This is a genomic window from Psychrobacter sp. 1Y1, assembly GCF_051847395.2.
GTDB lineage: Bacteria > Pseudomonadota > Gammaproteobacteria > Pseudomonadales > Moraxellaceae > Psychrobacter.
In genome coordinates this window covers 2767829-2781082 of sequence record NZ_JBPYDF020000001.1, presented here as the reverse complement: position 1 = coordinate 2781082, position 13254 = coordinate 2767829, and the positions used below count along the sequence as shown (strand labels likewise).

Below are 13254 nucleotides of genomic sequence, written 5' to 3'. Positions count from 1 at the left end.
AAGAACAAGGGACAAACTATTTAATCATTGGCAAATTTAGACCATAGTCTTTCGCTGTTTTAATCGCCAACTCATAACCTGCATCGGCATGACGCATGACGCCTGAGCCGCAATCATTGACAAGCACGCGTGACAGTCTTTTGGCTGCGGCGTCAGTACCATCCGCGACGATGACCATGCCTGAGTGCTGCGAGTAGCCCATGCCGACACCGCCGCCATGATGCAGTGATACCCACGTCGCGCCACCAGCGACATTGAGCATACCGTTCAATAGTGCCCAATCAGATACCGCATCTGAGCCGTCTTTCATGCTTTCTGTTTCGCGGTTTGGACTGGCAACAGAACCCGTGTCTAAGTGATCACGACCAATAACGATCGGGCCTTTTAGCTCGCCGTTTTTGACCATTTCATTAAATGCCAAACCTGCTTTGTCACGTTCACCAAGCCCTAACCAGCAGATACGGGCAGGCAAACCTTGGAATTGAATACGCTCTTTTGCCATATCTAACCAGCGATGGATATGTTTATTTTCAGGGAATAGCTCTTTAATTTTTTGATCAGTCTTATAGATATCTTCTGGATCGCCTGATAACGCTACCCAGCGGAATGGACCTTTACCTTGGCAAAATAGCGGACGAATATACGCAGGGACAAAGCCTGGGAAATTAAAGGCATCTTTGACACCTTCATCAAAAGCGACCTGACGGATGTTATTACCGTAATCAGTCGCTGGAATGTCCATCGCTTGCAAGTCTAAAATCGCTTGGACGTGTACGGCACAAGACTGAGCAGCGGCTTTGGTCAATGCTGCATGTTGCTCTGGATCTTCTTGGGCGGCTTTCCATTCCTCTACTGTCCAACCGCTTGGTAGATAGCCATTGATCAAGTCATGCGCTGAGGTTTGATCGGTGACCAAGTCAGGCTTCATACCGCCAGCATTAGCACGCTTGACCATCTCAGGCAAGATATCTGCGGCATTACCAAGTAGAGCAATAGAGACGGCTTCGCCCGCGTCCGTATGTTTTTTGATTAACTCATAAGCATGGTCAAGATCGTCTGCTTGCTTGTCGACATAACCCGTGCGCAAACGGAAATCGATACTAGACTGCTGACATTCGATGTTCAATGACGTTGCACCCGCAAAAGTTGCGGCTAGTGGCTGCGCGCCGCCCATACCGCCCAGACCAGCGGTTAAAATCCAACGACCCGCCCAGCTACCGTCATAATGCTGACGACCCGCTTCCACAAAAGTCTCATACGTACCTTGGACGATGCCTTGCGTGCCGATATAAATCCAGCTACCAGCAGTCATTTGACCGTACATAAACAGGTCTTTGCGATCGAGCTCGTTGAAGTGCTCCCACGTTGCCCAACGCGGTACAAGGTTGGAGTTGGCAATCAATACGCGTGGTGCGTTTTCATGTGTTTGAAACACGCCGACTGGCTTACCAGACTGTACTAGCAACGTCTCATCATCTTCTAATTCTTTTAATGACTCTAAGATTTGATCGTAGCTTTCCCAGTTACGGGCTGCGCGTCCGATACCACCATACACGACTAGGCTTTTTGGGTTTTCTGCTACATCAGGATGCAGGTTGTTTTGCAGCATGCGATAAGGGGCTTCGGTCAGCCAGCTTTTGCAATGTAGCGTGCTACCGGTAGGCGCAGCAATATTACGGCTCTCATCGCGGCGAGTCAGTTTAGTCTCTTTGTTGGTTCCGTTGTCAGTAGTCATGATCATATCCTTGTGATAGCGAATAGGGCGATAAAGTCATCAGAGTAAGTGTCTTACAGTCAGTCTAGATATTCATTTACTAAGTATTTATCTACTACTAAGTATTCATCTAAATTCATAAAAATATCGAATCGATAAAGCAAATTTTCTAGCACTGCTGTATATTTGTATATACAAATTATCAAAGATACTTTTTTCATGCAAGGTTTTTTTATTTATGGACGCATTATTTTTGTTATTCACTCGGTCGAGACTAAACGCTCAGACATTTTGACTAAGGCTTGCACGGTGGTCTCGTGATATTATGTGGTCATTCCTATTAGCAAAACTGACGGTTAAAGGCGGATATGACAAAGACAATTCCGGCGTATCAACGCATAAAAAACGCCATACTAGACAATATTCATTCTGGTAAGTGGCAGGCAGGCAATGCGATTTCGACAGAAATGGCACTGGCTGAAGAATTTGGTGTGTCACGAATGACGGTCAACCGTGCGCTAAAAGAGCTGAGCGAGGAGCGGGTACTAGAGCGTCGACAAGGGTCGGGCACGTTTGTCGCGCAGCAGCAGTTCAATCATACGTTTGTTGAGGTACGCAACATCGCTGAGGACTTAAAGTCTGCCAATCGTGATTATGAGGCACAGGTCGTGAGTAAGCGTGCTATTACGGCTGATATGCTCGATAATGAGCTGCGTCGTAAGTTCGGTATTGATGAAGGGTCTATAATTGATGAAGAGGCTACGTCTGTAAACGCGGTTGCTCAGACAGATGCTAGTGATGAAGCTATCCTGTATGAAGTAAAAATTATTCACTTTGCCGATGGTCAGCCTATACAGTTTGAAGAACGTTGGGTCGATGCGAAAAAAGTGCCGAAGTTTATCGACCAGGATTTTAGTGTGGTCAATACCAGTGATTACTTGATTGCCAAAAGCCCTCTAGAGAGTGGCAGCTATACCATCCGAGCATTGGCAGCTCCTGACGAGATTGCTGAATTTTTGCAAATTGCGCCGCAGTCACCAACGCTTGTGCTGCGTCGGCAGACCTATTCGGCTGGTCAGGTCGTGACCTTTGTAAAGATGTGGCATGCGGGTGATCGCTACCAGTTTTCTGGCGAGTTATAGCAGATATAGTCAAGCCTATATAAATCCGCTACATCGTCATCCTCGCTAACCATACTAATGCATAACTTGCACTCGGTTTCCTTGTATCGAAATTATATTGAACTGACTATAGCTTACGTATGCTCACTGATTTTGTACGTTTGTCTGTCTAAAGTGAGTTACTATATCCATAAGCTGCTATTTAATGAGATAGCCATTGGCGCTAATTAAACTCGTCAGGATATTTGAACAATCGTTAAAAATTAAAATATAATATAGAAACAGTATTGAAAAATAGCCCAAATAGCCTCAAATCGGGCAACCAAAGCCGAATATCATAGAGGAGCTTATATTGTTCTTCTGTGTCGGCTTGTCCTATTTATTAGCATTGTATATTTCATTAGCATTATGCGTTTTTACTTTATTCATTCACTCATATAAGGACGTCTTATGAAACGTCGTACTCTTTTAGCCCTTGCCGCCAGCACCATGTTCCTTGCCGCTTGTGGTCAATCTACTACCAACGAAGCCGATACCAGTGCAACTGACAGCGCTGCAACAGGCGGTTCTGATTTGCTACAACGTATCAATAACGGCGGCACCATCAACGTCGGTACAGAGGGTACTTATCCTCCGTTCACGTATCATGATGAGAGCGGCAAACTAACGGGTTATGATGTTGAAGTAACGCGTGCAGTGGCTGATAAACTAGGCGTAGACGTTGAGTTTAAAGAAACCCAATGGGATGCGATGTTGGCTGGATTGGATTCAAAACGCTTTGATATGGTGGCTAACCAAGTCAGTTTGACCACGCCTGAGCGTCAAGCAAAGTATGACAAAGCAATGGCTTATAGCTGGTCAGGTGCGGTTGTATTGGCACCTACTGATGACAACCGTTATAGCTCGTGGGAAGGTCTAAAAGGTCTACGTACGGCGCAATCACTTAGCAGTAACTACGGTGAGCTTGCAGAGCGTTATGGTGCAGAGATCGTTCCTGTCGATGGTATGGCGCAAGCGATTCAATTGGTCAAGCAAGACCGCGCTGACTTTACGATGAATGACAATCTAGCAGTATTGGATTATCTAAAGAAATTCCCAGATTCTGATCTTGAGATTAAACTAACTGCACCTGCTAGTGAGTTACGTGGTTCAGGCCTAGTACTTATCAAAGGTGATGATGAAGTCGTAGCAAAATTGGATGAAGCAATGGCCGAATTGGCGGCTGAAGGTACGCTAACTAAGCTTAGCGAACAGTTCTTTGGTGCTGATATAAGTCAACAAAAATAATGTCAGTTTCTATCATGTCAGCTTCTGTAATGTCTACATCATGGTTCGCAGACTTATTGGCCGTATTGCCATTTATGAGTCCTGATCGAGCGCAGATTGTCATCTCGTCGTTTTGGCCAATGCTCAAAGGCGGTATCTATTATTCGATACCGCTGGCATTGATCTCATTTGCGATCGGTATGGCCATTGCACTGACAGTGGCATTGATTCGTATCATTCCGCGTGCCACTTGGTTCCATGAAATCATCTATCGGCTCGCTCGCGTCTACGTGTCCGCCATTCGCGGTACACCGATGTTGGTTCAGCTGTTTATTATTTTTTATGGTCTGCCAAGTGTCGGGGTGAAGCTGGATCCCTTTCCCTCAGCGATTATTGCATTCTCATTGAACATCGGTGCGTATGCATCGGAGACAGTGCGTGCTTCGATTTTATCAATACCAAAAGGGCAGTGGGAAGCAGGCTCAACGGTCGGCTTGACGTATCTACAGACTTTTCGTCATGTGATTTTACCGCAGGCGCTTCGAGTGTCGGTGCCGCCGTTGTCTAATACCTTTATCAGTCTGGTAAAAGATACCTCACTTGCTTCACTGGTACTGGTCACTGAGCTATTCAAACAAGCGCAGATTATCACAGCTCGTAACTATGAGTTTATGCTGGTCTATACAGAAGCGGCGATTATCTACTGGGGTATCTGTCTGTTCTTGACCTTTATCCAAGGCAAGCTTGAAACTCGGCTAGACCGTTATGTGGCAAAATAAGCTACGTAGTAAAATAAATTATGGCTCAATAGACACGCCCTAGTACAACAGGAATTTTTATGATCAAAGTCACTAATATTCATAAAGCCTTTGGTGGCAATCAGGTGCTAAAAGGCATCGACTTGACCATTAATAAAGGCAAAGTGGTCGTAATATTAGGACCTTCAGGATCGGGTAAAACCACCTTTTTGCGTTGCTTAAATGCGCTAGAGATTCCTGATCAAGGTGTGATTGCTTTTGATGACGATAGCTTAAGTGTCGACTTTGCAACTAAGCCAAGCAAAAAAACGCTACTAGCCTTACAGCGTAAGTCAGGTATGGTGTTTCAGTCTTATAACTTGTTTCCACATAAGACAGCCATTGAAAACTTGATGCTTGGGCCTACGGTCGTACAAGGGCAGAGCAAAGCACAAGCCCGTGAGCAGGCATTGGTACTACTTGAGAAAGTTGGATTGTCGGACAAAGCGGACCTCTATCCGTTTCAGCTATCTGGTGGTCAGCAGCAGCGTATTGGTATTGCTCGTGCGCTTGCTATTGAGCCGTCATTATTACTGTTTGATGAGCCAACCTCTGCGCTTGATCCAGAGTTGGTACAGGATGTGCTTGAGACGATGAAACAGCTCGCCTCTGAAGGTTGGACGATGGTCGTAGTGACTCACGAAATCAACTTTGCCCGCGATGTTGCCGATCATGTTGTACTGATTGAAGACGGTCATGTGGTTGAAGAAGGCAGTGCCAAGCAGCTGTTTGAAGACTCAAAGCATCCTCGTACGCAGGCATTTTTGCAACGTATTGAGCAGTAAAAACGTTCGTTTTTGCGTAAGTAATAAAACAAAAAGGCCCCAATCATGATGCAATGGTTGGGGCTTTTTTTATCGCAATAAATAGGACGTATTTCAAATAATAGACAGTAAACTATATTTTTTGTCGTTGCTTTAACCAGCGAGGTACGCGAGTAGCAGTACCATTTAATACAGCATTTAACAAAGCCGCCAGCAAAATAAGCGTCACACCCAGATATTGAATCCAAGACAAAGATTGATGCAGTAACAGCATTGCGAGCGCAATCGCAGTCAATGGCTCAAAAATCGTAAATACCGATGCACGAGTGGCAGGCAGCTTCTCTAATGCCTTCATATATAGCCCAAATGGCACGACGGTACCCAGCAGTGACAATCCTAAAACATAGCCCCAAGTCATTAAGGGGAGGTCTAATAGCTGATCATAAGTGTTATAGGTCTCAGGCAAGAGCAGTAGTACGCCAGCACTAATGATAATGGAAGTGAAAAATACCAGAGGGGCAGGGTGAGCGTAATGCATCGCGCGCTTGCCCAATACGCCATATAACGAATAACACATCCCTGCTGATAGACCGAGTAAAATCCCCCAGTTAACTTTCGCTTGCTCACCTAACATCGTCAAGCCAACACCAAACACCGCCATTAGTGCTAGCAAAACTGATTTGCGAGTAATGGACTCACTCAGTAAGAATTTTGAGAACAATAAGCTAAATACGGGCGCGGTATAGAGCAGGGCAACGGCAGGGCCAGCACCAACATAGCTGACCGCAAAAAAATAGCAGACCGACATGCCAAGGACACCTATCAACGACTGCATCGCCAGTCCAAGCCACTGTTTTGGCTGTAATTTGATAAGGTGTGGCCATAGTTTTGGTAGCATGGCTAAGATGATAAAGGCTGCCGTGACGATGCGTAATATCGTTACCTGCCAACCACTAAATCCAATTTGGTTTAGGTAAGTCGAGAATATACCCAACGTGCCCCAGCAAATAGCAGCCGTGATGATTTGAATGGTGCCTAGCCATGATTGATGCGAATGGTTCGTCATTCCGTTGTCGATGTTTGCCATACTGTTTTCTTCTTACGATCTAAGTGACACAAGATGTTGTAAGATTGCTATTGATACAATCTCTCCAAGCAATACTGAAATAAGAAAAGACAACCTGATTAAAGGCTGTCTTTTGTTTGTTCTTTTGAGTCTATCACTAAAAGATAATAAATGGCTACTAGGTCGTATGATAAATTCAATCAATAGTTATTCAAATGGCTAAAAAATGGCTAGCGTTTGCTAAATAACCTAAGTAATATCGAATTATTAACTCATATCATATTCGTGTTCGCGTCATTTTTTCTTTCTACAGTCTCTGTTAATCAATCCATAAAAAGAATGTTTGCTCTCGGAGAGCATTTCGCTGAATAAAGCACACTTTTTCCAATTGGGTTCTTGGTAAATGATCCGTATCAGCCCCGCAGTTTTTTGAGCGCTGTTTTATCCACTGAGTCTGCTCTTTTTTAAGATTAGCCGCCATATCCTCACCGTACAGGCGTCTGACTTCATTTCGCGTTACTCTGTAGCTTTCATTCAATGCTTTATCAGACGTGTTATATATCTGATCAACCAAATCAGCTTGTGATGCTAATGGCAGATAAGTCTCGTTTTCTTTGTAGGTGGCACTATAGGTATCGACTGTCCATTTACTTCTTATAGATATCTCATGGTTCGAGGTATCTATAAACCCATCAAAATCTTCGCCCTCAAAGGTATAACCCTGAAATCGACACGGGGTCACGCCATCTTTACATAAGCTATGCTTGGTTTCCGCAGAGTAGTATTTGACAGCGTAGGGCGACTTACTAGATTCTGGTGTTGTCTGCAATAGTCGTCCTAAATCGGGAGCGACCAGTAGCATATTGTTGCAAGTAACGCTTCCTTCTGCACATCTCTCATAAAGGTTAAGACGTTGGCCTTGGATGTCCATGCCCATGGTAAAGTTTGCCTGTACAGGAGCTACAGCCGAACTGACAGATGTCACTAGCGTTAAGCTCAAGAGCAACGCAGTACGTCTGAGTAAGCTGGAGATATTTAGGCTTGAGCTAGACATGGAGACGGCCATATAGGTTTATACCTGTAGCAAAAAGTTACCTAGCAATCGCTTAGCGCCTTCAGTGGCAAACGACTCAGGATGAAACTGTACGCCTTGGATTGGGTACTCTTTGTGCGCCAGTCCCATAATCTCATCACCAGTCAATGCTGACTCAGCAAAGCTCAATTCAGCACAGCTATCATTGGCGACTACTGAGGTAATCGTCAGACAGCTTGGGATGGTGTCGGCTTTTACCACCAGTGAGTGATAGCGCATGATCTCAAGCTCTTGTGGTAAGCCTTGATAGATACCTGAATTATCATGGCGAATCGATGAGACTTTGCCATGCATCGGCACACTAGCGCGTACCACATCACCGCCAAATACATGAGCAATACCTTGCATACCCAAGCAAACGCCTAGTAGCGGCACAGTTTTGCCTAGTGTTTCAATGACCTCGCTACAGATACCAAAGTACGCGGGATCGTCAGGGGAGCCAGGGCCAGGTGAAATGATAATTCTATCAAGATTCATCGCTTGCACATCTGCTAGGGTGATTTCGTTATTGCGTTTAACAATGACGCTGGCTTCTTTATCACTGTCTAAGGTTTGCAAAATCTCGCCCACATATTGGTAGAGATTAAAGGTAAACGAGTCGTAGTTATCGATAATTAAAACATTCATGGGTCATAAACTCTTTTGTAAAAATAGTGCTAGGTAAAATATGGTCAATGTACACAGTACTTCTGGTAGCAATTATGATTGCATAAAGCTGTCTAACACGACTTTCATCGCTGACAGTTTACGCTGAATCTCTAAGTATTCATCGGCTGGGTTTGAGTCGTAAACGTTACCACCGCAAGTTTGAGCGTAGGCAGACTCGCCATTGATAAACAGACTGCGAATAGGAATGGCAAAGATACAATCACCATTAAAATTGAACGAGCCTAATGCACCGCCATAAGCACCGCGACCATCAGGCTCTAGCTCGTTGATGACTTTGATGGCTTCTACCTTGGGCGCGCCTGATAGTGTCCCAGCAGGGAAGTTACTGGCAAGGGCACTAAACATATCTTCGTTAGGATGCAAGATACCAACGATTTCAGAAGAGATATGCTGCACGTGAGAGAAGCGTTTGATATCCATTAAGCTACGTACTTTTACCGTACCAAATCGAGCCACACGGCCAATATCATTACGATGTAGGTCGACTAGCATATTGTGCTCGGCAATTTCTTTGTCATCGTTGAGCAAGGCGCGGGCAAGCTTACGGTCCTCGATTACATCGGCGCCGCGCTTGGCAGTCCCTGCTAGCGGATAGGTTTCCATTTCACCCTGACGCAAGCGGAATAACAGCTCAGGCGAGGCACCAATGATGCATTGCTGGGCAAATTTCATAAAGTACATGTGCGGTGATGGATTGACAGCGCGCAGTTTTTCATAAATCGGCATTTTGTCACCGGCAATACGATATTTAGATTTAAAGCCTACCTCGCACTGAAAAATACGCCCAGCGATGATGTCTTCTTTGACTTGCATAACGACATTGGCATGCTCTTCTTGGCTCATACCATCACCTAAAAATTCAACTTTAGGCGCTTCATAGCTAGGCGTTGGCTCATCGAGTAGGGCTTTGATTTGCTCGATGCGGTTTTCTTGTTGAGCAGTTGGGTAATAAAAGTAAAAGATTTCCCCAGTCATCTTATCTAGGGTCAATCCATCTAGATACACGCCAAACTTAAATGGTTCAAAATCTTCGCTGGCTTTTGCATTGAGGCTAGGTTCAAAGAAGTTCACGCAGTCATAACCCAAATAGCCAACCAGACCACCGCTTTGATCGCGAGCGATGACATGCTGCGGTGTTATCTCACGCAGCAATTGATAAGGGTTGTCGGTTTGATAGCAGCTTGTTTCAGCAGTTTTATTGTCGGTAATCGCAAGCGTGTTGCGGTCTAATGCTGCGATAGTCGTCACAGGGTCAAAGCCAATCGCATGATGGCGCGAGATATGGCTGTCTTCACCTAATGATTCGAGCAAATAGCAGGTATCAAACGCGCTTTCAATACGTTTGAATAATGCAAAAAAATCGATATCTTGCGTCAGTTTGATGCGTTGTGGTTTGCTCGGGATATCGATAGGAGCAGGTTTGGTCTGTGTGCGAGTGCTAGAGGTCATAACAAAGTCCGAAATGGTTCAAATATGTGTTGATTAATGAGTGTCGACTAATAAGTGTTGATTAATAAGTATAAGTTTCGTCAGTAAAAAGCTAGATAGTATCGTCGTTAGAGGCTAAGAGCAGTCTCTATGAGTGGCCAATAACGCGCTGACATCATGGCTTTGCTTGGCCTTGGCACCGCGAGAGACAGTGGCGATACCAACACCTAATTGCTCTGAGATATCACGCTGGGTGATGCCACGATCTAGTAAGTCAAAAATGCGAATACGATTGGCAATGTCATGCTGTTCTTTATCGGTCAGCAGGGCACTGAGCAGCTTTTCGATATCTGCGCTATCAGTACAGTTGGTCAAATGTTTCACTAAACTTTGATAAGGATCGGTAGTCATAATAGGTAATCTTAGCTAAAGAAAATAGATAGGTCGTTTATTAAGCAATTTTTCGCTGAGAGCTATCTTGTTTCAGTATTCTAGTACAGTAGTACAAAAAAAACAAGTGATGAGCTAAGTTAATAACAGACTGCTATGGACGCGATGAGTCTCTGTGCCTGACTACATATAGTCTTTTTAAGCTCTCTCAGTATATTAAGATCTAAAACAGAGAATTCATTACATTAATTATTGCCAAAGTGTTAATACTTCGTTATTATGCCTCTCATTATTGCAAATCATTATCATTAGCATTAATCATGTTATTCGCATGATGAGTTAAGTGTTTCAAGATATTCCGTCTTCTGGTAGGCACTATGTTAAGGGTTGTTTGACGACAATTTTTAAAAATAATTCTAAAACTTCTAATTTCTGACAGTAAACAAAGTGAGTAAATGTGTTATGCGCGAAGTAAAGTTATCTAGTCAATTGACAGTATTGTCTATCGGTGTCGCCGCTGTATTGTGGACGCAAGCTGCCAGTGCTGCAACGGCGGCAGATATGCCAAACACGACATTACAGACTATCACTGTAACAGCGAATAGCTCAGTACGTGACGCTGTACAAGAAGACTCTGTCTACATAGATGACTACACCCCAGCTGCACAAGCCAGCCATTTGAGCGATTTTCTGGACGTTGTGCCAGGGGTAAGCGTGGGCGGTACCTCATCGGTCAACCAACGTATTCGTGTACGTGGTCTTGATGATACCAACCTAAAAGTTACGATTGATGGCGCACGTCAAGAAGGCGCGTTGTTCTACCATATGGGTGATGTCACTATTGATCCAGATCTGCTAAAACAAGCAGAAGTATCAGTGGGCAATAACTCAGTGACGCTAGGCAATGATGCTATCGGCGGTGCGGTTGCTTTTGAGACAGTCGACGCGGCAGATTTACTCAAGCCAGGTCAAAAGGTAGGTGCTAAGCTGCATACAGGTTATGCTAGCAACAATGATGAACTGCTAACTTCAGCTACTGTGTATGGTGCGCCAACAGAAAATATTGATTTACTGGCTTATTATGGCAAACGCAATGCGGACGCTGGTGAAGACGGTAAAGGCCGTAAAATCCAAACGGAAGATAGCGAAGGCGAAAACATTCTATTAAAAGCCGGTGCTTATGTCGGTAGTGACCATCATGTAGGCGCTAGCTTTAGCCGTACCGAAAACAAAGGCAAGTTCCCATTACGTCCAGATTTTCCTGCTGGTGGCTGGAACCCAATCATCCCGCAGGAAGTCAAACGCGATACCTATGCGCTTGACTACGCTTACAGTCCTGCCAACCAATTGGTCAATGTAGACGCCAATGTATATCAGACCAGCACGCAGATTTTGCGTAACTCTGATGGCGTACCTGGGTTTGAGTTTGATGCAGAAGTCAAAACCACAGGCGCAAAAGTACAAAACACCAGTATTATCGATAGCAGTATCATTAACGGTGTACCAGGGGTTCATAAGTTAATCGCTGGAGTTGAGCATTACAAAAAAGAATCTGACTATAGCAGTGTTCAACGAGGTACAACTATACCAGTTGCTGGTACAGATGAAGCAACCAATACTTCTGTGTATCTAGAAGACCAATGGCAAATGGGTAAGCTTAGCTTAACGCCAGGCATCCGTTATGACCGTTATGAGTCTCCAGAGTATGTATCAGCTGGCAAGACTTATGACAATGTCGTTGGCGCATTAGCTGCTAGCTATGAGATTGCACCGCGCACCCAGCTATTTGCAAGCTATACTCAGTTATTTAATGGTCCAGATCTTAGCCAAACGATTTTTAACACTGATGGCGCTGATACGTATGTGAACAATGACCTAAAAGCAGAAGAAGGTGACAATGCAGAAGTCGGTATTGCTACAACGCTGCGTGGTCTGACTATGGCTGATGACTCTTTAAAATTAAGTGCTAAGTACTTTGAAACCAATATCGAAAACTATATTGAGTTTGTACGTGCAGGTGGTAGTAGAACTGGCATGAATTGCACAACTGGGCAACTAGGTACAAGTGCTGCCCCTGAAGCCTGCCAAGGTGTCATCAATAATGATGAAGATTTCAAAATCAAAGGTGTAGAGCTATCAGCCGATTATCGCGCAGATAACTTCAACATGGGTCTAAGCTATGCTCGTGCACGTAGCAAAGGCGAAGATACAGGTTACAATATCTCTTCTGTCAGTGGCAGTGGCTCTGAGTCTGGCGATAAGTACATGGTCAACTTGGGTTACGCTCCAACCAATACTACTGAGCTTGGCTGGCGCAGTACTTATGTCGCCGATGTGACACCGAATACCGCTGGTGATGACAACGAAAAACCAGGCTATGATGTGCACGATATCTTCATGACTTACACGCCAACTCAAATCGAAGGTTTGAAGGCCACGCTAGGTGTATACAACATCTTTGATGAGACTTATGCAAGCCATGCGTCACGTAACTCTATCGATGATGCCTATACTGATTTTGAAATGGGACGTAATATCAAAACGTCTTTAACTTATCAGTTCTAATCTAGCTTATCGAATTTAAGTCTAATCGTACTTATAAAGTCAGCTGTCTTATACGGGAGCTGGCTTTTTTTACGAGATTTTTGAGAGTGCGATTTATCTAAGAGTAGATGTTAAGTTGCTCGTTTGGTAGAAGGTGAAGCTACCGTATAAATAGCATATGAGTTAAATCGTATGCGAGCACTATGCCAATACTCTAAACAACAGCGAGCTATCATCGAAGCTCATTTATATCTTTCAAATTATCAGGAAATGATTGTGAATGAATACGGGCATAGAGTAATCAAACGTCGAAATTTTGAAGCTGACGCATAATGTTTTTAACTGGCCGAATTATCATATTGGAAATATCGACAAGGTTTGACAGTGTAGCGCTTATACAAC

General features: G+C 44.3%; 11 protein-coding genes. 5 read left to right on the top strand and 6 right to left on the bottom strand.

The features are described from left to right. Window positions 1–16: 16 nt before the first annotated feature. On the bottom strand, window positions 17–1735 hold the full coding sequence (hutU, locus tag ACS8FA_RS25620; RefSeq protein WP_439266219.1) for a urocanate hydratase: 1719 nt from the start codon (window positions 1733–1735) through the stop codon (window positions 17–19). A gap of 347 nt (window positions 1736–2082) precedes the next feature. On the opposite strand from hutU, the gene ACS8FA_RS25615 reads away from it, so the two are divergent. The 4 genes from ACS8FA_RS25615 to ACS8FA_RS25600 all read left to right on the top strand — a co-directional run bounded on the left by ACS8FA_RS25615 (window position 2083) and on the right by ACS8FA_RS25600 (window position 5683). Continuing rightward, window positions 2083–2856, top strand: coding sequence for a UTRA domain-containing protein (locus tag ACS8FA_RS25615; protein WP_439266217.1), 774 nt, complete (start codon window positions 2083–2085; stop codon window positions 2854–2856). 429 nt (window positions 2857–3285) lie between these two features. Then, complete coding sequence (locus tag ACS8FA_RS25610; protein ID WP_439266215.1) at window positions 3286–4122, top strand: amino acid ABC transporter substrate-binding protein; 837 nt, start codon at window positions 3286–3288, stop codon at window positions 4120–4122. Window positions 4123–4136: 14 nt separating this feature from the next. Then, entirely contained in the window at window positions 4137–4880 is a 744-nt protein-coding gene (locus tag ACS8FA_RS25605; RefSeq protein ID WP_057762590.1) for an amino acid ABC transporter permease, read from the top strand. 59 nt (window positions 4881–4939) lie between these two features. Next, a complete protein-coding gene (locus tag ACS8FA_RS25600) occupies window positions 4940–5683 on the top strand; it encodes an amino acid ABC transporter ATP-binding protein (RefSeq protein WP_057761251.1) in 744 nt (247 codons plus the stop codon). Between the two features lie 112 nt (window positions 5684–5795). On the opposite strand, the gene ACS8FA_RS25595 is transcribed toward ACS8FA_RS25600, so the two are convergent. From ACS8FA_RS25595 to ACS8FA_RS25575, 5 genes are all read right to left on the bottom strand, one after another. Next, window positions 5796–6749, bottom strand: coding sequence for a DMT family transporter (locus tag ACS8FA_RS25595; protein WP_439266213.1), 954 nt, complete (start codon window positions 6747–6749; stop codon window positions 5796–5798). Between the two features lie 298 nt (window positions 6750–7047). Then, window positions 7048–7782 carry a lysozyme inhibitor LprI family protein gene (locus ACS8FA_RS25590; RefSeq protein WP_439266211.1) on the bottom strand — a complete coding sequence of 245 codons (735 nt, stop codon included), beginning with the start codon at window positions 7780–7782 and terminating at the stop codon, window positions 7048–7050. 18 nt (window positions 7783–7800) lie between these two features. Next, window positions 7801–8448 (bottom strand): anthranilate synthase component II, encoded by a 648-nt coding sequence (locus ACS8FA_RS25585; protein ID WP_179797784.1) that lies wholly within the window; start codon window positions 8446–8448, stop codon window positions 7801–7803. A 72-nt stretch (window positions 8449–8520) separates the two neighbouring features. Then, on the bottom strand, window positions 8521–9939 hold the full coding sequence (locus ACS8FA_RS25580) for an anthranilate synthase component I family protein (RefSeq protein WP_439266209.1): 1419 nt from the start codon (window positions 9937–9939) through the stop codon (window positions 8521–8523). A 114-nt stretch (window positions 9940–10053) separates the two neighbouring features. Next, entirely contained in the window at window positions 10054–10329 is a 276-nt protein-coding gene (locus ACS8FA_RS25575; RefSeq protein WP_114700514.1) for a Trp family transcriptional regulator, read from the bottom strand. A 441-nt stretch (window positions 10330–10770) separates the two neighbouring features. On the opposite strand from ACS8FA_RS25575, the gene ACS8FA_RS25570 reads away from it, so the two are divergent. Then, complete coding sequence (locus tag ACS8FA_RS25570) at window positions 10771–12873, top strand: TonB-dependent receptor, heme/hemoglobin family (protein WP_414559253.1); 2103 nt, start codon at window positions 10771–10773, stop codon at window positions 12871–12873. Window positions 12874–13254 lie beyond the last annotated feature (381 nt).